We start from the raw sequence: 22,927 nt of genomic DNA on the forward strand, positions 1-22,927 counted from the left end.
CTCCACCCGTGAGGCGCAGGCCACGGGCTTCCAGCCGCTGCCGCTGCGCTGGCGGATCGAGGCGACGTTCGGCACGCTCTCGACGCGCTACCGCCGCCTGACCCGCCACTGGGAGCACAGCCCAGCGGCGGCCGAGGACAGCATCAGTATCGCCAATTGCCATAGGCTCATGCAGGCCTATGAGCGGCACCAATACAGCTCTTCATAGTCAAACAGGCTCTGAGACGCGGACGCGCCCGGATCAATGCGTCCAGGGTGCGGTGCGGTTGTACTTGAAGTTGTCCGAGTAGGAGAGGCCGCGGCGCAGGGGCTCCTGCGGCTCCTCGACCCGGTAGGCGATCCCCTCGCGGGTCGCGTAGGCGATCGCCTCGTCCTTGGTGTCGAATTCGAGCCGCACCTGCTGCAGCATGTCGGAGGACGAGGTCCAGCCCATCAGCGGCTCGGTCTCCCGCGGGCTCGTCTGCTCGAACTCCAGCGTCCACTGCTTGGTCCGGGCGAGGCCGGACTGGGTCGGGTCCTTGGCAGGGCGGAAGATGCGGGCGGTCGACATCGCGGGCTCTGATCCGTGGGGTGGATGGTCGGGGCGGCCGGATTCGAACCAGCGACCCTCTGGTCCCAAACCAGATGCGCTACCAGACTGCGCTACGCCCCGACACAGGCTCTAGGCCGTTGGTTCTCTAGCGATTTGCAAGGTCTTGCGCAAGACGCCACGGCCGGCGGACCGCGAACCGACGGTGTCCGTCGGGCCCGTGCCGGGAGACCGATCCCGGACATGGTCACCGATGAATGTTTATGCTTCGTTCGTGCGTGCCGGGGCTGGTCGGCCTTGTCCGCGTCCACCGGCTGTCCCTGCGGCAGAACGCGGGACGGTCGGCACCGACAAGGTCATGAAGCAGCATGAGAGGCCCGGATCTCGCGCGAATGACGCATCCGGGCTGGGCGGCTCCCCGCTCTGGATGACCCTCATGGTCACGGCATGGCCGGACGCGGCTCCAGAGCATTGCCCGACGACGTGGGGAGACGACGTCGAGACCGGATCATCGCAGACAATGCGGCCAAGCCAAAGATGAGGAGCAGCGCCCGAGTGCAATGCGATCGGGCGAGGTTCCAAATGTTTGATCGTGACGCAGTCTCGGCGAGAACCGGCTCCCACGTCGTCGGACGCGAGCCTAGCGCGGCTTGATGAGACCTCCGTTGTGGGAGAGGATCCCACCGCCTGACCTGCCCATGAGGCTTCCCCCGTCGTTCCCGATCAAGTTCGCCCCGGGACGCCCGGCATGCGTTGCGATGCCGCCCTGGTTGGCGAAGGCGCCGCCGTTCTTGATGGCGAAGGCGCTGCCGGTACTCGGCAAATTCGTCTTGGGCGGGACGACGCGCGTCTGCGCCTGCGCAGCGAGCGACATGAGCATCGCGGCACCGGCAAGCCCGGCAATGAGAAGCGGCTTGATCATGACCGACGGCCTTCCGTGTCTGATTGCAGAAAACATCGTGCCGGCCCGACCAAGGATTGCCCATGCCAGCACCTCGCCGTGAAACTTTGCTGCGATTTCACTACAAATCCATCCTCACAAGTGAGGATAGCACCACATCATGATACTTTTCACTCGTGATACCGGCCGCCTCGACTGTCTCGCCGGCGGCGTCCTCATCCCGATCAACACCAGGCGTCTGTCCGGCTCGGATGAGTCGCGGGTTGCGATCGTCCCATCCGTCCCCGCCCGAGCGCCGCACCGACAGGGACAGAACCCGGAGCGGCCATTGGCTGGCCGTCCCGGTTGATGACGAAGGCCATGGCAGCCGGGCCTGGGGGATACCGGCAGTCGGACCAGGCGAGGGCGCGGGGCCGGGGCCGCGACGTCGCACCTGCGCCGCGGCGACTTTTCGCTCGACCGGCCCGGCCCTCCCCAGCGGCAGCAAAAAGCTTTCATTCATCAGCAGGGCTGCCGATAAAATTGACGCAAAATGTATTACGCACAAGATGAATCACTCATTTTTCACCATTATCGACATCCGAGCGGGCGTCAGACGTCGACAGCAGATACTTGGGAGTTCTCTCCTCGACGGCGAAACGATCGTGGTGGTGAAGGTGGCGATGAAAGCGGTCTGCCCGTGGAGATCAATCGTCCCCGACCACCATCGGTCGACGCCGTGCGGGCCGCCGAACCTTCGGCTCATCGCAAGGCAGCCGGTGCGACCACCGCGTCAACACTGCATTGACCGGGCGCACCGGCGCAGCGCACAAGGTCCGGACGGGGACCGCCCATCGGAGGCCCCGCGACGAGGCGGACGGGGCCGGGGAGTGCGATGATCGGGAACGCCGATGAGAGGCGCGCGGCCGGCGCGGCGCGGTCGGCGCTGCCGGCGATGGCCGACATGGTCGGCACGTGGTCCTGGGACATCCCCAACGACCGGGTGTATGCCGACGACGTCGCCGGCAGCCTGTTCGGCGCCGATCTCGACCGCCTGGCGAAGGGCGCGCCGCTGCGCGTCTTCACGGCCTGCATCCATCCCGACGACCGCGACGCCGTGATCGCCCGGATGCTCGAGGGCGCGACCCTGGGCGGGTCGTTCGTGGCCGAGTTCCGGGTGCGGGACGCCGCGGGCCGGACCCTGTGGGTGCTCTCGCGCGCCCGCTACGAGCCCGGTGCCGACGGCCGCCCGACCGGGGCGCACGGCATCCTGGTCGACATGACCGGCAGCGCCCTCAGCGAGACCGCCTTCGGGCACTGCGTCGACGCACGGACGGACTCGCCCCTGGAACAGGCCGCGGAGGCCTGCATCAGCGCCCGCGAGGCCCTCGCGGCGGCGGACCGGCCGTTCCTCATACGGATCCTCGACATGCTGCTCCTGGAGATCGGCCGCGAGATCGCCCAGGGCGTGCGCCGGGCCTATCTGCGCCGGCTCAGCTGATCGCCGCCGGCGGGGCGACGCGCCGCATCGGCCCGCCTTGTGGGCCGCGGCCGGGCTGGGTAAGGGCCGGGACCAGGGCAGGTCCCGGGTGGTCCGCCCGGGCGGTCCGCCAGAGATGAAGACGGCATGATCGGCAAGCTGAAGGGCGTGGTGGATTCCTACGGCGAGGATTTCGTGATCCTCGACGTGCACGGCGTCGGCTACGTGGTGCATTGCTCGGCCCGCACGCTGCAGCGCCTTCCCCCCACCGGCGAGGCGGCGGAGCTGGCGATCGAGACCCATGTGCGCGAGGACATGATCCGCCTCTACGGCTTCCGGGCCGATGCGGAGCGCGAGTGGTTCCGCCTGCTCCAGACCGTGCAGGGCGTCGGCACCCGGGTCGCCCTCGGGGTGCTCTCGGTGATGGAACCGGGCGACCTCGCCACCGCCATCGCCACCGGCGACAAGGGCGCGGTCGCCCGCGCCCCCGGGGTCGGCCCGCGCCTCGCCGCCCGGCTGGTGGCCGAGCTGAAGGACAAGGCCCCGGCCTTCGCGCCGGTCGACCCGGCGCTGATCCAGCTCACCGGCGCGGTCAAGGCCAACACCGCGCCCCAGCCGGTGGCCGACGCGATCTCGGCCCTGGTCAATCTCGGCTACCCGCAGGTCCAGGCCTCGGCGGCGGTGGCCGCGGCGCTCAAGGGCGCCGGCGAGGGCGCGGCCGCGATGGAGGCCAAGACCCTGATCCGCCTGGGGCTGCGCGAACTGGCGCGGTGAGGGCGCGCCGCCTCTCTACGCCGCCTGCGCCGCCGGGCGCGGCACCGCGCCGGCGGCGCGCGGCAGCTCGAGGCGCACGCGCAAGCCCTGCGGCTCCCGGTTCTCCAGGCTGAACACGCCGCCATGCGACTGGGCGATCGCGCTCGCGATCGACAGGCCGAGGCCGAAGCCGCCGGCCTCGTTGAGGGTGCGGGCGCTGTCGCCGCGCACGAAGGGCTGGAGCATCCGGGCGCGCTCCGCCTCGGGGATGCCCGGCCCCTCGTCCAGGATCTCGACCGCGACGCGGCCGGGCCCCGCCTCGACCAGGCGCACGGTGGCGCCGCCGGCATATTTCACCGCGTTGTCGATCAGGTTGGTGAGCGCCCGCTGCAACTCGCCCGACGAGCCGCGCACCAGGGCCGTCCGCAGATCGTCGTCCCGCACTTCCTCGGCCCGCACCGCCTCGCCGATATCGGCGAAGCCGTCGCAGACCGTCTGCACCACCGAGGCGAGGCCGATCAGGCTCGCGCCCGTGCGGGACTGGCCGTCGCGGGACTGGCCGTCGCGCACGAAGGACAGGGCCGCCTCGACGAGGGCGTTCATCTGGTCGAGATCGCGCAGGAACTGCCGGCGCAACACCTCGTCCTCCAGGAACTCCGCCCGCAGGCGCAGGCGGGTGATCGGCGTGCGCAGGTCGTGGCTGATCGCCGCCAGCATGTGGGTGCGGTCGTCGAGGAGGCGCAGCACCCGGTCGCGCATCCGGCCGAGCGCGCGGGACACCGCCAGCACCTCCTCGGGGCCGCGCTCCGGCAGCGGCCGCGCCTCGGTGGCGGTGCCGAAGGCCTCGGCCGCCTCGGCGAGCCGCGCCAGCGGCGCGGTGAGCGCCCGCGTCGCCCAGATCGACAGGAGCGTCAGCGAGAGCGCGAGGAAGACCAGGGTGATCAGCACCGCGGAGGTGAGCGGCGGGTGGGGCAGCGGCAGGGGCGGCAGGTCGGCGGCGAGCTGCAGGCCGGCCGGGCCGGCGATGCGCAGGTGCAGCGCGTCGCCGGGCTGGTGCTCCGCCGAGACGCCGTAGCCGGGCCCGAGGGCCGCCCGCAGGCCGGTGATCTCCGGCACGTCGGCGCTCGACGGGGCGGGGGCGTTCGGCTCGTTGGCGGGCAGCAGGGTCAGGTGGAGGGCCGAGGCGCTGTGGCGCGCCGCCGCCACCACGTCGGCCCGGTCCTCCGCCGGGGCTGCCGCCACCATGTGGACGACGGTGACGAGACGGTTGGCGAGCGCGCTCGGGCGCTCGTCGGAGCGGCGCAGCTCCGGGCGCAGCAGCAGGAAGGCCACGGTCACGACCACGTGGGTGACCACGATGGCGGCGACCACCAGGAGGGCGAGCTGCCCGGCGATGCGTCCCGGCAGAGGCCCCTTGCCGGTCATGTCGAGACCACCTCCGGGGTGAACAGGTAGCCGCCGGAGCGGATGGTCTTGATCATCTCGGGGTTGCGCGGGTCGCGCTCGATCTTCTGGCGGATGCGGCTCACCAGCACGTCGATGCTGCGCTCGAACGGCCCGGGGGCGCGGCCCTGCGTCAGGTCGAGGAGCTGGTCGCGGGAGAGCACCCGGCCCGGCCGGAGGCACATCGCGTGCAGGAGGTCGAACTCGGCGCCGGTGAGCGCCACCTGGGCGCCCTCCGGGTTGAGGAGCTGGCGCAAGCCCGCATCGAGGACGAAGCCCGCGAAGGCGTGGCGGCGCACGCCCTCGTCGTCGCGCCCCTGCGCGGCCGCGCCGCGCCGCAGGATCGCCCGGATGCGGGCGAGCAGCTCGCGTGGGTTGAAGGGCTTGGCGAGATAGTCGTCGGCCCCGATCTCGAGCCCGACGATCCGGTCGATCTCCTCGCTCTTCGCGGTCAGCATCAGGATCGGCATGCCGGAGGCGGCGCGCAGGCGCCGGCAGATCGACAGCCCGTCCTCGCCCGGAAGCATCAGGTCGAGCACCAGCAGGTCGACCCGGGAATCGGCCAGGATCCGGTCCATCTCGCGGCCGTCGCCGGCGATCGAGACCCGGCAATCGTTGCCACGGAGATAGCGGGCGACCAGCGTGCTGATCTCGCGATCGTCCTCGACGATCAGGATGTGCGGTGTCGTGCTCACGGGTTCGCCTTATGCCGCAGACCGGGTTTTGCTTGAAGCCATCAAAGTGCATCCGTGTGTTGCTGGCGCGCTCCGCGACACGGTCGCGCAACTCTGCCGAGATGCGGCGGGGGCGTGCCACCCGTGGTGCATCCTCACGATGGTGCCGCATTTTCCGGCGATGCGAAGCCGCGATGGGGCCCATTCGCCTGGGAAATGCACTAGGACCGGCGCCAGGACATCAGCCCCGAAGGATCTTCCCATGCAGCAGAACCGCTTGTTCGACGACTTCGCCCGCCTGATGACCGACGCCGCCGGCGCGGCCCAGGGCGTGCGCCGCGAGGCCGAGACCATGGTCAAGGCGCAGATCGAGCGCATGCTGCGCGACATGGACGTCGCCACCCGCGAGGAGGTCGAGGTGCTGCGCGATCTCGTCGCGTCCCTGCGCGCCCAGAACGACGCCCTGACGGCCCGCATCGCCGCGCTCGAAGCCAAGCCGGCGGCGGCCGAGCCCGCCGCCAAGGCCAAGGGACCGCTCCCCGGCGGCACCGCGACCGCCTGACGCCCCGCACGGCGCGGACGGGTCGACGGACCCCGCGCGTCCGTCGATCGCGGCGCCTGTGGATAGCCGCGCCCGTGCACAGCAAGCTTCGGTGGATAGCCGGCGGCACGCCGCCGGCCCCGCGGCTTTCCGCTTTGAGTCCCTGGACTCGCCCGGGCTATAGTGGGTCACGCACTGATTCGCCGCCGCTCAGGGGGACAACAAGTCGACGCTTTAGCTTATCGCCTGCACGCCCTCACCGTGCTCGGGTCGCGATCTGCCTTGAAGACGACACGCCGCCGCGTCCGCTGACGCAGCAGTTTCCCGCTCGGACGAGCCAAACTTGGATCGCCATGACCCAGCTCAACATCGACGACCTGACCCGCGCCGAGCACCCGCTCGATGTCGTCGAGCGCCTCGCCTCCCTCCGGGACTGGATCTTCGATCGCGCCGAGACCGACGAGATGTCGGTCGCGGTGGCCGGCCGCTGGGCCGAATATCACGTCGCCTTCACGTGGATCGAGGACGTGGAGGCCCTGCACGTCGCCTCCGCCTTCGACCTGAAGGTGCCGGAGCGCCGCCGCAACGAGGTGCTGCGGCTCGTCTCGCTCGTCAACGAGCAGCTCTGGGTCGGCCATTTCGACCTCTGGAACAGCGAGCACGTGGTGATGTTCCGCCACGCGCTGCTGCTCACCGGCGGCGCCGAGCCGACCCACGGCCAGTGCGAGACCATGCTGAAGACCGCGGTCGAGGCCTGCGAGCGCTACTTCCAGGCGTTCCAGTTCGTGATCTGGGCCGGCAAGTCGGCCCGCGAGGCCCTCGACGCCGTGCTGTTCGAGACCGAGGGCGAGGCGTGAGCGACCGGACGCCGCTCTCGGCCTCCTTGCCGGCCTCGCTGGTCCTGGTCGGCGCCGGCAAGATGGGCGGGGCGATGCTCGAGGGCTGGCTCGCCGACGGGCTGCCGGGCGCGCGCGTCACCGTGATCGACCCCAACCCCGCGCCGGCCATGGTCGAGCTGTGCGCCGCCCACGGCATCCGCCTCAACCCGGCCGACCCGGCCGAGCCCGAGGCCCTGGTGCTGGCGATCAAGCCGCAAGGGCTGGAGGCGGCCGCCGCGGGCCTCGCGCCGATCGTCGGGCCCGACACCGTCGTGGTCTCGGTGCTCGCCGGCAAGACCATCGCGAACCTGAAGGACCGCCTGCCCCGGGCCCGCGCCGTGGTGCGGGCGATGCCGAACCTGCCGGCGAGCATCCGCCGCGGCGCCACCGGGGCCGCCGCCTCGCCGGAGACGAGAGAGGATCAGCGCCGCACGGCGCACGCGCTGCTCTCCAGCAACGGCCTCGTCGAGTGGCTGGAGAGCGAGGACCTGATCGACGCCGTGACGGCGGTGTCGGGCTCGGGACCGGCCTACGTCTTCCTGCTCGCCGAGACCCTGGCGGCGGCGGGCATCGCCGCCGGGCTCCCCCCCGAGGTGGCGGCGCGCCTCGCACGCCAGACCGTGGCCGGAGCCGGCGAACTCCTCGGGCAGAGCCCCGCGGAGGCCGGCACCCTGCGCCAGAACGTGACCTCGCCGGGCGGCACGACCGCGGCGGCGCTCGGGGTGCTGATGGCCGAGGACGGCCTCGCGCCGCTGATGCGGGACGCGGTCGCGGCCGCGAAGCGCCGGGCCGGGGAACTGGCGGGCTGATCGGCCGGCCGGGCGCGTCGCCGCGGGCCCCTGCCCGGCGGATCGCGCGCGACCTAGATAGGGGATGAAGGCGGCGGGCCCACCCGCTCGCCGATGCCCCTATCGGAGTGCCCTCATGGCCCGCAATCCCAAGACGACCGGCGAGCACGATGGCGCCGGCGATCCGCCGGGTGCCACCCGCCTGCCGCCGCGGGAGGCGATCGTCGAGGCGCTGATGCGGCTCGCTGCCGAGCAGCCCTGGAACGACATCGAGATCGGCGACATCGCCCGCGAGGCCGGGGTGAGCCTGGCCGAGTTCCGCGATTCCTACCCGTCGAAGGGCGCGGTGCTCGGCGGCTTCGCCCGCATGATCGACAAGCAGGTCCTGGACGGCGCCAGCGACGACCTCGACGACGAGCCGACCCGCGAGCGGCTGTTCGACGTGCTGATGCGCCGCCTCGACGCGATGGACCCCTACAAGCCGGCCCTGCGCCGCATCGCCGTCGCGCTGCGCGGCGATCCGCTGTCGCTCGCCGCCCTCAATCAGGTGGCGCTCAACTCGCAGCGCTTCATGCTGGCCTCGGCCGGCATCAGCACCGAGGGGCCGCTCGGCCGGGTCAAGCTCCAGGGCGTGGTCATCGCCTTCGCCCGCACCATGGAGGTGTGGCTGGACGACGACGACCCGTCGCTCGCCCGCACCATGGCGGCCCTCGACCGCGAGATCCGCAACGGCGAGCGCTTCATGGAGCGGGCCGACGACGTGCGCCGGCTGACCGCGCCGTTCCGGGCGCTGGCCCAGTCGCTGACCGAGCGCGGCCGGCGCCGGCGCCGGCGCGACGACACGCGCAACGAGGATGACGGCAATCCTCTTGGGGGCGACCCGGCGGCGGCGATCTGACGCCGCGTCTCGTCCCCGGGTTTCGAGCGATTCCAGGGTGACCGTGCGTCGCGCGCGGTCTAGCCTGCGCGGGAAATCGCCGCACGCACCGTGACGGCGCCCCCGCTTGAGGACGATCCCGGATGCTCGACCTGTCCACCCGCGCCCCGGCGACGATCGCCCGCGTCGAGCAGCCGCGCTACAATGCCGTCGCGCAGGCACTGCACTGGATCACCGCCGTCTTCGTGCTGGCAGTGCTGCCGCTCGCCTGGGTCGCGGTCAGCCTGCCGGCGAGCCCAGCCAAGGGCTTCTATTTCCAGCTGCACAAGTCGGTCGGCATCACGATCTTCGCCATCGTCGCCCTGCGCATCCTGTGGCGGGCCTGGCATCCGGCCCCGCCCGAGGTCTACGTGCCGCGGGGTCTCGCCCTGCTCGGCCGCATCAACCACTGGCTGCTCTACCTGGTCTTCCTGCTGATGCCGGTCAGCGGCTTCGTGATGTCGGCCGCCGCCGGCAACACCACGCAATACTTCTTCCTGTTCCCGATCCCGCCCTTCATGGAGAAGAACAAGGCGGTTCAGGATCTCGCCGACCAGATCCACCTCGCCGGCCAGTACGCGGTCTACGCCCTGGTGGCGCTGCACGTGCTCGCCACCGCCTGGCACCTGATCGCGCGCCGCGACGCCGTCCTCGACCGGATGCTGCCGCGCCAGGATGTCTGATGCCGCCGCGCCGTCGAACGGATCCGTTCGACGGCGCTGGCTAAGCCCGGACGGGCGCCGGCGTTGATGCGCCGGACGCCTCGGCATCGCCGTGCCGATGCCAAGGCGCGAGGGTATGAGACGCGGATCTGTGAGGGCGAGGCCGTGCGCGACCATCTCTACCTGCTGGCGCCGGATTTCACCGATCCGGCCTATCCGGACCGGCGCTTCTACTGCTGGCACTGCGCCCTGATGGAAGGGGTGCTCGCGGGTTTTCCCGCCCTGGCCGCGCGGCTCGACGTGAGCCGCCTGCCGTGGCCGCGCCCGCGGCAGGCGCTGGTCGCGCGCGTCGGCGCAGCGAACCAGTCGCTGCCGCTCCTGGTGCTGGCCCCCGACGCGCCGGACGACCTCGCCACCGGCCGCCACGGCGAGGTGCGCTTCATCGACGACAAGGACGCGATCCTGCGGGCCCTGCACCGGCGCCACGGGTTTCCCGAGGCGCATCCCTGAAGCCGCAGCGGGGTGGGACGACAGGCGGGGAATCGGACGCGTGGGATTCGCCATTTCCCTCCGGAGCGACCATCCGAGCGCCGGGACCGTGCGGGCCCTCTGGCGCGACGCCGCGCCGTTCGAGGAGCGGCCCTCGATGGCCCGCCTCGGCTACCCGCCCCACATCACCCTGGCGATCTACGACGACGGGGTGCGGGAGGACGAAGCGCGGGACGCACTCGACCACGCCTGCCGGGACTTGCCCGCGTTGCGGCTGACCTTCGACGCCATCCGCACGTTCGAGGGGCCTCCGCTCGTGCTCTGGGCAGCGCCGCGACCGGATCCGATGCTCTACGCCGCCCACGCGGCGATCCATGCCGTCATCGACCCCGCTGGCTGCCGGCCGCATTACCGGCCAGGAGCCTGGATACCCCATTGCTCCCTCGCCACGCAGGTGCGGCATGAGTGCCGCGACGACGCCCTGGCTTTCGCTCACGCGCCCCGGGCGGCGTTCGAGGTGATCTTCGATGCGCTGGACTGCATCGCCTTCCCGTCCCTGATGCCGCTCGCCCTGCGCAGGCTGCCGTGAGCGTCCCGGGCGGATCGTCGCTGTAGCCAGTCGGGAGAATCGCGACCGATGGCCGACGATCTCGAACGCTCCCTCGCCGTCATCAGGCGCTTCGTCGCGACGTACCATCCAGCGGCCGATACGGCCTTGCTCGCCGGCTCCCGTGCCCGCGGCGAAGGTGTCGCCCATTCCGACTACGACATCGTCCTCCTGTATCGCGCCCTGCCGGACGGGGCGTGGCGGGAGACGGTGCGTTTCGAGGGCGGCATCATCGAGGTCTTCTCGCACGACCTGGCGACCCTGGCCTATTTCTGTCGCGAGGTGGATCGTCCCTCCGGCAAGCCGGTCCTGCCCAACCTGGTCGCCGAGGGCGTACCCATCTCCTCCGACCCCTCCGCCCTGCTCGACGCGGCGCGCCGGATCGCCGGCGAGACCCTGCGGCTCGGGCCGACCCCGCTCGATGCCGAGGCTTTGCGCCTCGCGCGCTACACGCTCACCGATCTAGCGGCGGCCCTGCCGGATCGCCGCGGCGGAGGCGTCCGCCTCGCGGTCGGGGCTACGCTCTACATCGCCCTGGCGGATTTTGCGCTACGGGCGGCCGGGCATTGGAGCGCATCGGGCAAGGCGGTGCCGCGGGCGCTGGCGGCGCTGGACCCAGCTCTCGCGCGGCGGTTCGAGACCGCGTTCGGCCACTTCTTCTCGACCGGCGAGACGGAGGCCGTGCGGGCGCTGGTCCACGCCGTGCTGGCGCCGCATGGCGGCCCGCTGCGTGACGGGTTCCGTCGTACGGCGCCCGCGACGTGGCGCCTGCCGTGAAATCTTATCACGCGCCATTGGAACGATCGCGCCCAATCGTCGCTTCTCCCGCCACCGGGAGTTCCAGGCGAACCCGGGCCGTTGACGCGGCCCGTAAAGCCGGCATGTAACGGTTACTCACCTGACTGATATTCCTCGATCTGGCGCAGGGGAACCGGACGCGTGACCGATCGTCGTCAAGACAGCCGCATCCTCGCCGAGCTGGCCCAGACCAATGCCAGCCCGGACCCGTTCGCCTCGGCCGTGCGGGCGACGCGGATGCCGATGCTGATCACCGATCCGCACCAGGCCGACAACCCGATCGTCTTCGTCAACGACGCCTTCTCGAAGCTCACCGGCTACGCCCGCAACGAGATCCTCGGCCATAATTGCCGCTTCCTGCAAGGGCCCGAGACGGACCAGGCCGACGTCGCCAAGATCCGCGACGCGATCGAGCGCCGGGTCTCGATCGAGATCGATCTCCTGAACCACAAGAAGAACGGCGAGGTGTTCTGGAACCGCCTGCTCGTCTCGCCAGTCTTCGATGGCGAGGGGCAGCTCAGCTATTTCTTCGCCTCGCAGTTCGACGTCACCCTCGAACGCGACCGGCTGGTGCGCCTGCAGCGCGACCGCGACGCCCTCGAGCGCGAGATCGAGCGGCGCTCCGCCGCCCTGCGCCGCAGCGAGGAGCGCCTGCATTTCATCCTGAAGGCCGCCCGCCTCGGCTCCTGGACCCTCGACCTCGACGGCATGCGGCTGGTCGCCTCCGACAGCTGCAAGCGCACGCTCGGCCGCGAGCCGGGCGACCCGTTCTCCTTCGACGATCTCGTCGCCGCCGTCCTGCCGGAGGACCGCGACCGGATGCAGGCGGCGATCCGCGCCTCGATCGAGGACAGGAGCGACTACGACATCGAGTACCGCATCCGCACCCCCACGGGCGAGGTGCGCTGGCTGCAGATCCGCGGCCAGCCGTTCTACGACGCCGACGGCGCGCCCCTGAGCATGGCCGGCGTCACCCTCGACGTCACCGAGCGCAAGCGCGGCGAGGAGCACCGGATGCTGCTCGCCGAGGAGCTGAACCACCGGGTGAAGAACTCCCTGGCGACCGTCCAGTCGATCGCCAACCAGACGCTGGCCCACGCGACCTCGCTGCCCGAGGCGCAGAAGGCCTTCAATGCGCGCCTGCAATCCTTGTCGGCCGCCCACGACGTGCTCACCCGCGAGAGCTGGGAGGGTGCGACCCTGGCGGAGATCGTCGAGGAGGCCCTGCGCCCGTTCCGCACCGGCACCGGCCTGCGGTTCAAGACCGGGGGACCGCCGGTCCGCCTTCCGCCGCGGCTGGCGCTCGCCTTCGTGATGGCCTTGCACGAGCTGGCGACGAACGCGGTCAAGTACGGGGCGCTCTCGAACGCGCAGGGCCGGGTGATCCTCAACTGGGACATCGTCGACGGGTCGAGCCCGGGCCGCCTGTGGCTGCGCTGGGAGGAGATCGGCGGTCCGCCGGTCGTGGCGCCGGACCGCCGCGGCTTCGGCTCGCGGATGATCGAGCGGGTGCTCGCTGCCGAGCTCGGCGGCGCCGCGGAGATCGAGTACCGGACGCGCGGCGTGGTGGCGACGGTGGAGGCACCGCTGCCGGAGGTGGCGGGAAGCCAGAGCTCCTCCCCGATGGCGTGAGCCGCGCCCACGCCCCCCGCTCCCGGTCTTGGAGCGCGCGCCCTGGCGGCGCCGGCTCATGCCGGCGATCTCGCGGCGTTGAAGAGCAAGAGTTGCAGGACGCTTTCGGGGAGACCGTCATCGCGGCGTCCGGATCGCTGCCGAACGGCCCGCTTCCTCGGACGACGGTCTCGACGCCGCGATCGCCGCACGGGGTGCCGTGACGCTGCGCATCGTCCGCCGCGGACGACAGATCGGCGGCGCCGTCGTAACGATCGATCCGGACACCCGTCGCCACCGGCTCGGCCTGTTCTCCGTCTCGCCCGGGGAGCACGGTCGCGGACCGGGACACGCAGCGTGGCTCGCGGTCGGGCGGATGGACCCGGAGACGCTCGACGGGAGGACGCACCCGCCGTATTCCGAGACGCGCAACATCCATGTCCCCGTCGACAAGAGCGGCCCCAGGATCGTCGCGTTTCTCGGCGCGCGGCATCCGGACCCGCACGGGCCCGGCCCGGACGGTCTACCCGGTGGCGGCGACGGGTTCCGGTTCGAGAGAATCATGCGGGACGGCGGAATTCGGGCCCCCTTCCCCCTTCAACCACCGCACCACCGGCGCCAGCCGCCCGTCCCCGCCCTCCGGCACGATCAGCCGCAGCGGCGGCCCCGTCACCACCCTCTCGCCGAACGGCGCGACGAGGCGTCCCTCGGCGAGGAGCTTTCCCACCAGGGCGCTGTGGCCGATCAGGACCCCGCTGCCGGCGATCGCGGCGTCGAGGGCGATGCCGTAGAGCGAGAACGTCGCCTCCCGGGCCGGGCGCAGAGCCCCGGGGCCGTGGGCGTGAAGCCAGCGCGGCCAGTCCTCGCGCCAGACCGAATCGTGCAGCAGCGTCGCCCCGCCCAGGTCAGCCGGCCGGCGCAGCCGTGCCGCCAGGACGGGCGCGCAGACCGGAAACAGATCGTCCCGGGCGAGCACCACGGCGGTGCAGCCGGCGGGCGCCGCCGCGCCGAAATACAGCCCGAGATCGACGAGCTCGCGGGCATAGTCCGGCTGCTCGTCGCGGGTGAGGATCGCCAGATCGAGATCGAAGGCGGCCTGGAGCCCGGGAAGCCGGGGCGCGAGCCAGAGCTGGGCGATGCAGGGCAGGGCTGCCAGCGTCAGCTCCCGCGGCCGGCCGACCGCGCGCATCGTCCGCACCGCCCCGTTGAGCGCATCGAAGGCCGCGCTGAGGGCGGGCAGGACCGCCCTCCCCTCCGGGGTCAGCACGAGGCCATTCGGCAGGCGGTGGAAGAGCGGCCGGCCGAGCCAAGCCTCCAACCCCTTCACCTGGGTCCCGATCGCCGCCGGGGTGACGTTCAGCTCCCGCGCCGCCGCGACGTAGCCGCCATGGCGCGCCGCCGCCTCGAACGCGCGGAGAGCCGTGAGGGAGGGAGGCGAGGGCCGGCCGGCCGGTTCCATCGCGAGACCTCGCGTGACGAAGGCCAAGAAAATCTTAGCCTGACCCCCAGGTTATCCCGTTTGCGGACCGCTGGGGCAAGCCTGAGAATTCCGGCCGTGCCAGACCCCCTCCTGCCAGACGCGACGGGCCTTTGAGATGCGCCTCCTCCACGACGGTTACTTCGACCAGGGCCTCGACGCCGATCCCGAGCTCGCCGCCTCGATCCGCGGCGAACTCGCCCGCCAGCAGGACGGGATCGAGCTGATCGCCTCGGAGAACATCGTCTCGCGGCTGGTGCTGGAGGCGCAGGGCTCGGTCCTCACCAACAAGACCGTCGAGGGGCTGCCTTACGCCCGCTATTACGGCGGCGCCGAGCATGCCGACGCCATCGAGGCGCTGGCGGTGACCCGGGCGACGCGGCTGTTCGGCTGCCGCTTCGCCAACGTGCAGCCGCATTCGGGCTCGAACGCCAATGCGGGCGTGTTCCTCGGGCTCCTGAAGCTCGGCGACACGATCCTGTCGATGGGCGTCGAGGCCGGCGGCCATATCAGCCACGGCCATCCGGCGACCCTGACCGGGCGCGACTACCGGATCGTCCGTTACGGCGTCGCGCGGGACAGCGAGCGGGTCGAGCTCGACGCGGTCGCGCAGGCAGCCCGCGAGCACCGCCCCCGGATGATCGTCGCCGGCGGCTCGGCCTATGCCCGCGCCCTCGATTTCGCAGGGCTGCGGGCCATCGCCGACGAGGTCGGGGCGCTGCTGATGGTCGACATGGCGCATGTCGCCGGCCTCGTCGCCACCGGGCTCTACCCGCACCCGTTCCCGCATGCCCACGTGGTCACCACGACCACCTACAAGTCCCTGCGCGGCGCCCGCGGCGGGCTGGTTTTGTGGAACGACCCCGCTCTGTCGGACCGGATCCAGTACGGCATCTTCCCGGGCGTGCAGGGCTCGGTGATGATGCACGCGGTCGCCGCCAAGGCCGCCTGCTTCGGCGAGGCGCTGCGGCCGGAATTCGCGGCCTACAACCGGGCGGTGCTCGACAATGCCCGGGCGCTCGCCGGGAGCGTCGCCGAGGCCGGGATGCGCCTCGTCGCCGGCGGCACCGATTGCGGGCTGATGCTGGTCGATCTCTCGCCACAGGGCGTCACGGGAGACGTGGCGGCCAAGGCCCTGGAGGCGGCGGGGCTCGCGGTCAACAAGAACCAGATCCCCTTCGACGCCCGCCCGCCCGAGGCGCCCTCGGGCCTGCGCCTGTCCTCGAATGCCGGCACGGCCCGGGGCTTCGGGGTCGAGGAGTTTCGGCAGATCGGTCACTGGATCGGCCGGGTGGTCGCGGCGCCGCACGATCAGGCCGGGCTGGCGGGGGTGCGCGAGGAGGTGCTGGCGCTGTGCCGGCGGTTCCCGATCTATGGCGGGTGAGGCGTGGAGCGTGGGGCTTGGGTTTCCCCCTCCCCCCTCTGCGCGGGGCGGGAGAGGGGCAGCGCCACGCTGATCCAGATGGCGCCTGTCATGACGCGCGCGACTTCTCCGGAAGCGGCGTCCCCTCTCCCGCCCCGCGCACGAGTGCTTTCGCACCCGCCGCGGGGCACCCTCCCCCCGCAGAGGGGGGAGGGTTCTTGCGTCGGTGGCCGTCATTCCCACGACGTCCTGTTCCGCCGGCGCCCCTACGGCGCGTGCATCCCCGCCCCGTCCACCACCCCGCCGATCAGGTTGCGCCCGAGCAGGAACTCGGCGCTGAAATCGGTGCGGATCAGCGGCTCCATCGCCACCGGGCCGGCGAGCGCCGCGGCCTCGGCGCGCCGCGCCGCCACCGCCTCGGCGCGGTCGACCGCCCGGAAGCGGATCCGCGTGCCGCCCTGCGCCTGGGCGAGCCGCCCGAGATCCGGGCCGATCACCGTGGCGATCTTCGGGTAGCCGCCGGTGGATTGCCGGTCGGCCATCAGGATGATCGGCCAGCCCTCGCCCGGCACCTGGATCGCCCCCATGGCGATGCCGTCCGAGACGATGTTGTAGCCCTTGGCGTGGGTGAGCGGCGTCCCGTCGAGGAAGCAGGCCATCCGGTCGCCCTTGGTGGTGACCGTCCAGGGCCCGGCGAGGAAGGCGGCGATCTGGTCCTGGGCGAAGAAGTCGTCCTGCGGGCCGAGCACCACCCTGATCTCCTCCGGTGGGCGGACGAGCCAGGGCGCCACCAGGGCGTGCGGATCGGCCGGGCCGGGGCGGGCGTCGCCCACGCCCAGCCGGTCGCCGGCCCGCAACGCCCGCCCGTCGAGGCCGCCGAAGCCGGAGCGGGTGTGGGTCGCGGTCGAGCCGAGGGTGGGGGGGAGGTCGAAGCGGCCCGCCACGGCGAGATAGGTCCAGGCGCCGGCGCGGCCCGCCCGCACGACGAGGCGGCTGCCGGGCTGGAGCGTCAGCGCGCAGGCCGGCGGCATCGGGGTGCCGTCGAGGCTGATCCGGAACTCGCCGCCGGCGAGCGCGATCCCGAGCGGTCCCCCCTCGGCCGTCACCTCGACGCCGCCGAGCGACACTTCGAGCGCCGTGGCGCCTTGCGGGTTGCCGAGCGCCCGGTTGGCGGTGGCGTGGGCGAGCGGGTCCATCGGCCCGGCGGCGGTGATGCCGTAGCGCAGGTAGCCGTGGCGGCCGCCATCCTGCAGCGTGACGCCGGGGCCGGCGGAGAGGATGCCGAGCGTCGCGGTCATGCGGCCTCGCGGCGCTGGGCGACGAGCTCGCCGGTGGCGGCGCGGTCCTCGAGGGCCGCGAAGGTGGCGGCGTCGATCGCCTCGAAGCGCAGGGTATCGCCGACGGCGACCGGGAAGGGATCGGGCCGGTGCGGCGCGTAGAGCCGCTCCGGGGTGCGGCCGACGACGTACCAGCCGGTCGGCATCGGGAAGGTGCCGACCGCCGCGAGACCGCCGCCGATCATCAGCGCGTTGGCCGGGTGGGGCGGGCGCGGCGTGGCGCGGCGGGACACCGCGAGGTCCGGGGGCAAGCCGCCGAGATAGGCGAAACCGGGAGCAAAGCCGTACATGTAGACCCGGTACTCGGCCCCCGCATGGAGCGCGGCGACGCGCTCGACGCTCAAGCCCGTCGCCTGCGCGACCGCGCCGATATCCTCGGCGAAGGCGGGGTCGTAGCAGCAGGGCAGCGTCCAGATCGCCGCGCCGGCCCGGGCCGCGCCGGGCCGGGCGGCCAGCGCCAGCACCTGCGCGGCGAGGTCGTCGCGGTCGAGCACCAGGGGATCGTAGTGGATCATCAGCGAGCGGTAGGTCGGCACCGTCTCGCGCAGGCCCTCCGGCGGCGCGGCGCGGAGCGCGTCGTCGAGGGCGAGCACCCGGTCGTGGATCGCCGGATCGACGGTGGTGCCGAACTCCGTCACCAGGGCGGCCTCGCCGGCATCGAGGAGGCGGGGGCTCTCCATCGCGGTCACGCCCGGAACGGGGCGAGGCGCACGCCGGCGCCCTCAAGCCGGGCGCGGACCGCGCGGGCGGTGGCGACGGCGTGGGCGGAATCGCCGTGGACGCAGACCGAGCGGATCGGCGTCGGCAGGCGCCGGCCGCTCGCCGCGATGATCGCCCCCTCCTGCACCATGGCGAGCACCCTGTCGGCAGCCTCCGCCTCGTCGGTGATCATCGCGCCGGGCTGGCCGCGGGGGATCAGGAACCCGGCCTCGGTGTAGCCGCGATCGGCGAAGATCTCCTGGTGCACCTCGAGCCCCTGCGCCTCGCCGGCCGCCACCTGCGCGGTGAGCGCGATGGCGAGCAGCGCGAGCGACGGGTCGACGGCCTTGACCGCCTTGGCGATGGCGTCCGCCACCTCCCGCTCGACCGCCGCCAGGTTGGCGAGCGCCCCATGCGCCTTGACGTAGGTGAGGCGGTGGCCGGCATAGGCCGCGAGCCCCGCCGCAGCGCCGACCTGGTAGGCGACCAGGCGCTCGACCTCGCCGGGGGTGAAGGGCAGCACCCGGCGGCCGAAGCCCCACAGGTCCGGGTAGCCCGGATGGGCGCCGACCGCGACGCCGCGCTCGCGGGCGATGGCGAAGGCGCGGGCCATGATCTCGGGATCGCCCGCATGCAGGCCGCAGGCGACGTTGGCCGAGGTCACCACCTCCAGCATCGCCGCGTCGTCGCCGCACCGGTAATCGCCGAAGCCCTCGCCGAGGTCCGAATTGAGATCGATGGACGGCATGGCGGGCACTCCGGACGGGATCGGCGAGCCTTGAGTCGTGGCACCGCTCCCGCGCCCCTGCAACCCGCGGGCCGCGCCGGCCCGGGTTGCTCCCCAGGCGGTTCGCGCCGATCCGGTGCCGCGCCTGCCCGGGTGGACACCCTGCTCCGGAACGCGCCCGCGTCGTCCCGGGGCCGCGGCAGCGGAACCCGGGACACCCCGGTCGCGCAGGCCGTCAGAGCGCGAGCGCGCTTCGGGCGAGCCAGAGCACGCCCCAGCCGAGCAGGCCGAACCAGGCCAGGACCAGCGGGACGCCGACCGCCAGGGCGAGCACCATCGCGGCCTGGCGCAGCCGGGCCTCGTAGGCCGCGGCAGTCCCGGCGATCTGTCCCGCCGTGGCCCCCTTCGTGTCGAAATGAATCATCGCTGCCGATCCCCGCGAAGTCTTGGCGCCCCAGTGGCAAGCGGCGGACCCGGCGCGAGGATGACGGATCGGGACCGGCCTACCGGCGCGGGAACGACGATGGGCGGGCCGGGTTCCCCGACGGCGGCGGGACCCGATGACGCGGGTCGGGCCGGAGCGGGACGACGCCCCGCTGACCCGCGCGGTGGATTCTTCACCTCCGTGCGTGGACGCCATCACCGCGCGCCGCTACCTTCGGCAACACGGTGGGGTTGCGACGACCGCGCGCCACCGCCCGCGCGGTCCGCTCCCGCTGCGGAACCGAGGAGCCTGGCAGGTCCCCTGCCGATCCGGAGGTGCGATCATGCGTGACGGGATGCGGCGCTCGGCCGGCCTCGCTCTTCTGCTCGGGATCCTCTGGGCGCCGCCGGTGCGGTCTCAAGACCAGCCGGCCCAGACCCAATCCGCCCCGGACCGATCCAACCCGGCCGCGCGCGCCTGGAGCGATCCGCCGACGAAACCGGCGGAGCCGCAAGGGCCGGCCGAGCCCGCGCCCACCCAGTCCGCGGCCAAACCCGCGCCGGCCCGGACGAGCCGCCCGGCCGCCGCGGCCGCCCGTTCCACGCTTCCGACCACCCGGACCGTCGCGAGGCCGGCCCGGGCGGCCCCGACGGCGCGCAACGCCGAGCGCCGGATCCCCGCCCGCCGCGCGGCCGAGACGCGGCTCGCCGCGCGGCCGGGCCGGGGCAGCGTGGTCGCGCCGCCGCCCGCCCGGTCGGTCCTTCGGGCGCCGCCGGCGCGGGTCGCCCGCCCCCTGCCGCCGGAGATGCGGGGCAGCGACGTCGACCTTTGGGTCGATGCCCGCGCCGACCGGATCCGCCGGGCCCGGGACGGCGGCTTCCTGGTGATGCGCCGCTCCACCGTCGAGGATCCGATGGGCCGGCGGATGCAGATCCTGCGGCCCCTCGACGACGACGACGAGTAGGCGCAGGTCACAGCCACGGCCGCAGGGCGAGGTGGGTGCCGAGCAGCAGCAGGCCGATGAGGAAGGCGCGCCGGAAGGTCGGGGCGGAGACCCGGCCGCGCAGCCATTGCCCGGCGGCCATGCCGAGGAGCGCCGGCGCCAGGGTGGCGAGCGAGGCGGCCCCGGCGGCGAGCGGCAGCGCGCCCTCCCGGGCGAGCCCGGCGGCGAGCGCGACGGTCGAGACCGTGAAGGACAGGCCGAGGGCCTGGATCAGGTCGTCCCGGCCGAGATTCAGCGCCTGGAGGTAGGGCACCGCCGGGATGACGAAGACCCCGGTCGCCCCGGTGACGAGCCCGGTGGCGAGGCCGACGAGGGGCGACAGCCAGGGCTCGGCCCGGGCCGGCACCCGCAGGGTCAGGCCGGCGAGCCCGGTGACCGCATAGACTACCAGGGCGAGACCCAGCGCGCTCGCCGGCCCCGGCCCCTGCGCGCCGGCGATCAGCCCGGCGCTCGCCACGGTGCCGACGGCGACCGCCGCCATCATCGGCCCCAGCCGCCGCAGCAGGGCGCCGACGCGGGGGCCGGCGAGCAGCTGCCAGATGTTGGTGACGAAGGAGGGCACGATCAGCAGGGCCACGGCTTGGGCGGGGGGCATCACGGTGGCGAGGAGCCCGACCGCCACCGTCGGCAGGCCGAGGCCGATCACGCCCTTGACGAAGCCGGCGAGCAGGAAGGTGGCGAGGATCACCGCCCAGCCGAGCGGGCCGGCGGTGCCGGACAGGATGTCGGTCACCTCAGTCGCGGCCGATCATGTCGCGGAGCATCGTCTCCGGGCTCGGCAGCGGGCGGGCGGGCGCCTCGGACGCTGCGAGCTGCGGCGAGACCGAGGCATCGACCGGATGCCCTTCGAGGAGAAGGCCGGCGGCCAGGATCGCCAGGGCGAGGGCGATCAGCCCGAGCGGGCCCGCCCCCCCGGGCGGATCTCCGGCATTGTGCGCGATGCGCGGCGGCATGGGCGGGGTCCTCCGGTTGGGATGCCCGGAGCTTGGGCGGCGGAAGGGGGGCGCAACAAGCCGTAAGGGGCGAATGGTGCCTTCGTGGGAGGCACAGGCCGGTGCGGCCAGGGTCTCACGCGCCGCCGGCGAGATCCTGCAGCACCTCCATCGTCTCCTCCGCCCGCGCGAGCGGGACGAAGAGGTGGTCGTGGTGGAAGGCCGAGACGGCATTGACGGCGATGCCGCGTTCCGCGAGGCGGGCCGTCACGGCGGCGAGGAAGCCGACGGCATCGAGCGCGGACTGCACCGCGAGCGTGATCCAGCGGCACGGGAAGGCGGCCGGCAGGCCGGCCCGCGCGGCCTCCGCCTCGGACAGGATCAGGGTCGTCCCTTCCGCCTCGCGAAAGCTCATGACGGGGACGAGATCCGCCGGCATCGCCCCCTCCGCCACCGTCGCGAAGACGAAGGTCCCGGGCCGCAACTCCGGCCGCATCCCGGCGAGGAGCTTGTCCCGGTCGGCCTCGCCGCTCATCCAGCCAGCGGCTCCAGCACCCGCCGCAGGGCGTCCGGCAGCGGCACCGGGCGCTGGGTCGCCCGGTCGACATAGACGTGGACGAAGTGGCCCTGCGCCGCCGCCTCGTCCTCGTCGTTGCGGAACAGCCCGACCTCGTAGCGCACGCTCGACGTGCCGCGATGCGCGACCCGGATCCCGGCGGTGACCCGGTCGGGAAACGCCATCGAGCGGAAGTAGCGGCAGCCGGTCTCGACCACGAGGCCGATCACCGGGCTCTTCGAAATCTCGAGGGCTCCGTCCGCGATCAGCACGCTGTTCACCGCGGTGTCGAAGAAGGCGTAATAGACCACGTTGTTGACGTGGCCGTAGACGTCGTTGTCGGCCCAGCGGGTGGTGATCGGCACGAAGCGCCGGTAGGCGGCGCGGGTCTCGGGGGGCGTGCGGCCGCTCACGGTCTGCCTCTCGAAAAGGTCGGCGGGGCCGGAACCGTAAGCTGCGCCGGCCCCGCCGATCAAGCCGCGCTCAGGCGCCAAAGGTCTCCGGGTCCGGCCCCATCCGCCCCGCCGGATCGTCGAGGGCGTCGAGGCGGGCGCGATCCTCGGCGTCGAGGGCGAAGCCGGAGACCTCGCGGTTCTCGCGGATGCGGGCCGGATTGGCCGATTTCGGGATCGCGACGGTGCCGCGGTCGAGGTGCCAGCGCAGGACGACCTGGGCCGGGGTGCGGCCGTGCTTCCCGGCGATGGCCACGATGGCGGGATTGTCGAGCACGCCGCCGCGGCCGAGCGGAGCCCAGGCCTCGGTGACGATGCCGGCCTCGTCGTGGAAGGCGCGCAGGGCATTCTGCTGGAAGCGCGGATGCAGCTCGACCTGGTTGACCGAGGGCGTCGAGCCGGTGGCGTCGATGACGCGCTTCAGGTGCTCGACCGTGAAGTTGCAGACGCCGATCGAGCGGGCGCGGCCATCCTCGCGCAGGCGCATCAGGGCGCGCCAGGTGTCGACATAGGCGCCGCGCTGCGGCACCGGCCAGTGGACGAGGTAGAGGTCGACATGGTCGAGGCCGAGGCGCGACAGCGACTCCTCGCAGGCCCGCAGGGTCTCGTCGTAGCCGTGGCGGTCGTTCCAGACCTTGGTGGTGACGACGATCTCCTCGCGGGGCAGCCCCGAGGCGGCGATGGCGCGGCCGATCCCGGCCTCGTTGCCGTACATCGCCGCGGTGTCGATCAGGCGGTAGCCGGCCTCGAAGGCGGCCCCGACCACCGCCGGGGCCTCGTCGTTCTCGAGCCGCCACACCCCGAAACCGAGCTGCGGGATACGCTTCCCGTCGTTGAGGGTCAGGAACGCGTCGGACATGGTCGGGGCCTCACAGGTGACGAGACCGATCTGGGGCAGGCCCCGGCGA

At 72.8% G+C, this 22,927-nt stretch carries 27 protein-coding genes, 1 tRNA gene and 1 pseudogene; 14 read left to right on the forward strand and 15 right to left on the reverse strand.

Going from position 1 to position 22,927, the window contains the following annotated elements; translation table 11 throughout:
- Positions 1 to 208, forward strand: a pseudogene (locus FF100_RS25370) (IS5-like element ISMpo5 family transposase); the annotation flags it as partial.
- Between the two features lie 33 nt (positions 209 to 241).
- Here FF100_RS25370 and FF100_RS25375 read toward each other — a convergent pair.
- From FF100_RS25375 to FF100_RS25385, 3 genes are all read right to left on the reverse strand, one after another.
- Entirely contained in the window at positions 242 to 550 is a 309-nt protein-coding gene (locus FF100_RS25375; RefSeq protein ID WP_139038559.1) for an ETC complex I subunit, read from the reverse strand.
- Between the two features lie 25 nt (positions 551 to 575).
- A tRNA-Pro gene (locus FF100_RS25380) sits at positions 576 to 652 on the reverse strand.
- A gap of 517 nt (positions 653 to 1,169) precedes the next feature.
- Positions 1,170 to 1,451 carry a hypothetical protein gene (locus tag FF100_RS25385; protein ID WP_139038560.1) on the reverse strand — a complete coding sequence of 94 codons (282 nt, stop codon included), beginning with the start codon at positions 1,449 to 1,451 and terminating at the stop codon, positions 1,170 to 1,172.
- Positions 1,452 to 2,304: 853 nt separating this feature from the next.
- Between FF100_RS25385 and FF100_RS25390 the strand changes: the two genes are divergently transcribed.
- Complete coding sequence (locus FF100_RS25390) at positions 2,305 to 2,910, forward strand: PAS domain-containing protein (RefSeq protein WP_139038561.1); 606 nt, start codon at positions 2,305 to 2,307, stop codon at positions 2,908 to 2,910.
- A 126-nt stretch (positions 2,911 to 3,036) separates the two neighbouring features.
- Complete coding sequence (gene ruvA / locus FF100_RS25395; protein ID WP_139038562.1) at positions 3,037 to 3,663, forward strand: Holliday junction branch migration protein RuvA; 627 nt, start codon at positions 3,037 to 3,039, stop codon at positions 3,661 to 3,663.
- Between the two features lie 15 nt (positions 3,664 to 3,678).
- Here ruvA and FF100_RS25400 read toward each other — a convergent pair whose 3' ends face one another.
- Both FF100_RS25400 and FF100_RS25405 read right to left on the reverse strand, forming a co-directional pair.
- Entirely contained in the window at positions 3,679 to 5,067 is a 1,389-nt protein-coding gene (locus tag FF100_RS25400; protein ID WP_139038563.1) for an ATP-binding protein, read from the reverse strand.
- Positions 5,064 to 5,780 (reverse strand): response regulator, encoded by a 717-nt coding sequence (locus tag FF100_RS25405; RefSeq protein WP_139038564.1) that lies wholly within the window; start codon positions 5,778 to 5,780, stop codon positions 5,064 to 5,066. Before FF100_RS25405 ends, FF100_RS25400 begins: the two co-directional genes overlap by 4 nt.
- Positions 5,781 to 6,021: 241 nt before the next feature.
- Between FF100_RS25405 and FF100_RS25410 the strand changes: the two genes are divergently transcribed.
- The 9 genes from FF100_RS25410 (at position 6,022) to FF100_RS25450 (ending at position 13,070) form a co-directional block, all read left to right on the forward strand.
- Complete coding sequence (locus FF100_RS25410) at positions 6,022 to 6,321, forward strand: accessory factor UbiK family protein (RefSeq protein ID WP_139038565.1); 300 nt, start codon at positions 6,022 to 6,024, stop codon at positions 6,319 to 6,321.
- Between the two features lie 332 nt (positions 6,322 to 6,653).
- Entirely contained in the window at positions 6,654 to 7,157 is a 504-nt protein-coding gene (locus FF100_RS25415; protein ID WP_139038566.1) for a type III secretion system chaperone family protein, read from the forward strand.
- Entirely contained in the window at positions 7,154 to 7,987 is an 834-nt protein-coding gene (proC, locus tag FF100_RS25420; protein ID WP_281287319.1) for a pyrroline-5-carboxylate reductase, read from the forward strand. The genes FF100_RS25415 and proC overlap by 4 nt, the downstream gene beginning before the upstream one ends.
- 115 nt (positions 7,988 to 8,102) lie before the next feature.
- Positions 8,103 to 8,864, forward strand: coding sequence for a TetR/AcrR family transcriptional regulator (locus FF100_RS25425; protein ID WP_246102355.1), 762 nt, complete (start codon positions 8,103 to 8,105; stop codon positions 8,862 to 8,864).
- Between the two features lie 122 nt (positions 8,865 to 8,986).
- Positions 8,987 to 9,565 (forward strand): cytochrome b, encoded by a 579-nt coding sequence (locus tag FF100_RS25430; RefSeq protein ID WP_139038567.1) that lies wholly within the window; start codon positions 8,987 to 8,989, stop codon positions 9,563 to 9,565.
- A gap of 144 nt (positions 9,566 to 9,709) precedes the next feature.
- Complete coding sequence (locus tag FF100_RS25435) at positions 9,710 to 10,054, forward strand: DUF3088 domain-containing protein (protein ID WP_246102356.1); 345 nt, start codon at positions 9,710 to 9,712, stop codon at positions 10,052 to 10,054.
- A gap of 40 nt (positions 10,055 to 10,094) precedes the next feature.
- The gene (locus FF100_RS25440; protein ID WP_139038569.1) at positions 10,095 to 10,622 is read left to right on the forward strand and encodes a 2'-5' RNA ligase family protein; all 528 of its coding nucleotides are present in this window, start codon (positions 10,095 to 10,097) and stop codon (positions 10,620 to 10,622) included.
- A 48-nt stretch (positions 10,623 to 10,670) separates the two neighbouring features.
- On the forward strand, positions 10,671 to 11,417 hold the full coding sequence (locus FF100_RS25445; RefSeq protein ID WP_139038570.1) for a nucleotidyltransferase domain-containing protein: 747 nt from the start codon (positions 10,671 to 10,673) through the stop codon (positions 11,415 to 11,417).
- Between the two features lie 162 nt (positions 11,418 to 11,579).
- Positions 11,580 to 13,070, forward strand: coding sequence for a PAS domain-containing protein (locus tag FF100_RS25450; protein WP_139038571.1), 1,491 nt, complete (start codon positions 11,580 to 11,582; stop codon positions 13,068 to 13,070).
- Between the two features lie 502 nt (positions 13,071 to 13,572).
- Here the strand turns inward: FF100_RS25450 and FF100_RS25460 are convergent.
- Entirely contained in the window at positions 13,573 to 14,508 is a 936-nt protein-coding gene (locus tag FF100_RS25460; protein WP_139038572.1) for a LysR substrate-binding domain-containing protein, read from the reverse strand.
- A gap of 136 nt (positions 14,509 to 14,644) precedes the next feature.
- Here FF100_RS25460 and FF100_RS25465 point away from each other — a divergent pair, with 136 nt between their 5' ends.
- On the forward strand, positions 14,645 to 15,910 hold the full coding sequence (locus tag FF100_RS25465) for a serine hydroxymethyltransferase (RefSeq protein WP_139038573.1): 1,266 nt from the start codon (positions 14,645 to 14,647) through the stop codon (positions 15,908 to 15,910).
- Between the two features lie 245 nt (positions 15,911 to 16,155).
- Here FF100_RS25465 and FF100_RS25470 read toward each other — a convergent pair whose 3' ends face one another.
- The 4 genes from FF100_RS25470 to FF100_RS25485 all read right to left on the reverse strand — a co-directional run bounded on the left by FF100_RS25470 (position 16,156) and on the right by FF100_RS25485 (position 19,076).
- A complete protein-coding gene (locus tag FF100_RS25470; RefSeq protein ID WP_139038574.1) occupies positions 16,156 to 17,187 on the reverse strand; it encodes a 5-oxoprolinase subunit C family protein in 1,032 nt (343 codons plus the stop codon).
- Positions 17,184 to 17,906, reverse strand: coding sequence for a 5-oxoprolinase subunit B family protein (locus FF100_RS25475; RefSeq protein WP_139038575.1), 723 nt, complete (start codon positions 17,904 to 17,906; stop codon positions 17,184 to 17,186). Before FF100_RS25475 ends, FF100_RS25470 begins: the two co-directional genes overlap by 4 nt.
- A gap of 5 nt (positions 17,907 to 17,911) precedes the next feature.
- Positions 17,912 to 18,673, reverse strand: a complete 762-nt coding sequence (locus FF100_RS25480) for a 5-oxoprolinase subunit PxpA (RefSeq protein WP_139038576.1) — start codon at positions 18,671 to 18,673, stop codon at positions 17,912 to 17,914.
- A 214-nt stretch (positions 18,674 to 18,887) separates the two neighbouring features.
- Positions 18,888 to 19,076 (reverse strand): hypothetical protein, encoded by a 189-nt coding sequence (locus FF100_RS25485; protein ID WP_139038577.1) that lies wholly within the window; start codon positions 19,074 to 19,076, stop codon positions 18,888 to 18,890.
- A 343-nt stretch (positions 19,077 to 19,419) separates the two neighbouring features.
- Here FF100_RS25485 and FF100_RS25490 point away from each other — a divergent pair, with 343 nt between their 5' ends.
- Positions 19,420 to 20,040, forward strand: a complete 621-nt coding sequence (locus tag FF100_RS25490) for a hypothetical protein (RefSeq protein ID WP_139038578.1) — start codon at positions 19,420 to 19,422, stop codon at positions 20,038 to 20,040.
- A gap of 7 nt (positions 20,041 to 20,047) precedes the next feature.
- Here the strand turns inward: FF100_RS25490 and FF100_RS25495 are convergent, their stop codons facing one another.
- From FF100_RS25495 to FF100_RS25515, 5 genes are all read right to left on the reverse strand, one after another.
- Positions 20,048 to 20,812, reverse strand: coding sequence for a sulfite exporter TauE/SafE family protein (locus FF100_RS25495; protein ID WP_425463352.1), 765 nt, complete (start codon positions 20,810 to 20,812; stop codon positions 20,048 to 20,050).
- A gap of 1 nt (position 20,813) precedes the next feature.
- Complete coding sequence (locus tag FF100_RS25500) at positions 20,814 to 21,032, reverse strand: hypothetical protein (protein ID WP_139038579.1); 219 nt, start codon at positions 21,030 to 21,032, stop codon at positions 20,814 to 20,816.
- A 115-nt stretch (positions 21,033 to 21,147) separates the two neighbouring features.
- Positions 21,148 to 21,546, reverse strand: coding sequence for an ACT domain-containing protein (locus FF100_RS25505; RefSeq protein ID WP_139038580.1), 399 nt, complete (start codon positions 21,544 to 21,546; stop codon positions 21,148 to 21,150).
- Positions 21,543 to 21,980: an acyl-CoA thioesterase gene (locus FF100_RS25510; protein WP_139038581.1), complete on the reverse strand. Its 438-nt coding sequence runs from the start codon at positions 21,978 to 21,980 to the stop codon at positions 21,543 to 21,545. The genes FF100_RS25505 and FF100_RS25510 overlap by 4 nt, the downstream gene beginning before the upstream one ends.
- 70 nt (positions 21,981 to 22,050) lie before the next feature.
- On the reverse strand, positions 22,051 to 22,878 hold the full coding sequence (locus FF100_RS25515; protein ID WP_139038582.1) for an aldo/keto reductase: 828 nt from the start codon (positions 22,876 to 22,878) through the stop codon (positions 22,051 to 22,053).
- Positions 22,879 to 22,927 lie beyond the last annotated feature (49 nt).

Origin of the sequence: Methylobacterium terricola (assembly GCF_006151805.1) — a bacterium.
GTDB classification, from domain to species: Bacteria; Pseudomonadota; Alphaproteobacteria; order Rhizobiales; family Beijerinckiaceae; genus Methylobacterium; species Methylobacterium terricola.

Excerpts from the sequence above, each read along its gene's own strand:
- FF100_RS25375 (WP_139038559.1), bottom strand. The coding sequence starts at position 550 with ATGTCGACCGCCCGCATCTTCCGCCCTGCCAAGGACCCGACCCAGTCC.
- FF100_RS25385 (WP_139038560.1), bottom strand. The coding sequence starts at position 1,451 with ATGATCAAGCCGCTTCTCATTGCCGGGCTTGCCGGTGCCGCGATGCTC.
- FF100_RS25390 (WP_139038561.1), top strand. The coding sequence starts at position 2,305 with ATGATCGGGAACGCCGATGAGAGGCGCGCGGCCGGCGCGGCGCGGTCG.
- ruvA (WP_139038562.1), top strand. The coding sequence starts at position 3,037 with ATGATCGGCAAGCTGAAGGGCGTGGTGGATTCCTACGGCGAGGATTTC.
- FF100_RS25400 (WP_139038563.1), bottom strand. The coding sequence starts at position 5,067 with ATGACCGGCAAGGGGCCTCTGCCGGGACGCATCGCCGGGCAGCTCGCC.
- FF100_RS25410 (WP_139038565.1), top strand. The coding sequence starts at position 6,022 with ATGCAGCAGAACCGCTTGTTCGACGACTTCGCCCGCCTGATGACCGAC.
- FF100_RS25415 (WP_139038566.1), top strand. The coding sequence starts at position 6,654 with ATGACCCAGCTCAACATCGACGACCTGACCCGCGCCGAGCACCCGCTC.
- FF100_RS25425 (WP_246102355.1), top strand. The coding sequence starts at position 8,103 with ATGGCCCGCAATCCCAAGACGACCGGCGAGCACGATGGCGCCGGCGAT.
- FF100_RS25430 (WP_139038567.1), top strand. The coding sequence starts at position 8,987 with ATGCTCGACCTGTCCACCCGCGCCCCGGCGACGATCGCCCGCGTCGAG.
- FF100_RS25445 (WP_139038570.1), top strand. The coding sequence starts at position 10,671 with ATGGCCGACGATCTCGAACGCTCCCTCGCCGTCATCAGGCGCTTCGTC.
- FF100_RS25460 (WP_139038572.1), bottom strand. The coding sequence starts at position 14,508 with ATGGAACCGGCCGGCCGGCCCTCGCCTCCCTCCCTCACGGCTCTCCGC.
- FF100_RS25465 (WP_139038573.1), top strand. The coding sequence starts at position 14,645 with ATGCGCCTCCTCCACGACGGTTACTTCGACCAGGGCCTCGACGCCGAT.
- FF100_RS25470 (WP_139038574.1), bottom strand. The coding sequence starts at position 17,187 with ATGACCGCGACGCTCGGCATCCTCTCCGCCGGCCCCGGCGTCACGCTG.
- FF100_RS25475 (WP_139038575.1), bottom strand. The coding sequence starts at position 17,906 with ATGGAGAGCCCCCGCCTCCTCGATGCCGGCGAGGCCGCCCTGGTGACG.
- FF100_RS25480 (WP_139038576.1), bottom strand. The coding sequence starts at position 18,673 with ATGCCGTCCATCGATCTCAATTCGGACCTCGGCGAGGGCTTCGGCGAT.
- FF100_RS25485 (WP_139038577.1), bottom strand. The coding sequence starts at position 19,076 with ATGATTCATTTCGACACGAAGGGGGCCACGGCGGGACAGATCGCCGGG.
- FF100_RS25490 (WP_139038578.1), top strand. The coding sequence starts at position 19,420 with ATGCGTGACGGGATGCGGCGCTCGGCCGGCCTCGCTCTTCTGCTCGGG.
- FF100_RS25500 (WP_139038579.1), bottom strand. The coding sequence starts at position 21,032 with ATGCCGCCGCGCATCGCGCACAATGCCGGAGATCCGCCCGGGGGGGCG.
- FF100_RS25505 (WP_139038580.1), bottom strand. The coding sequence starts at position 21,546 with ATGAGCGGCGAGGCCGACCGGGACAAGCTCCTCGCCGGGATGCGGCCG.
- FF100_RS25515 (WP_139038582.1), bottom strand. The coding sequence starts at position 22,878 with ATGTCCGACGCGTTCCTGACCCTCAACGACGGGAAGCGTATCCCGCAG.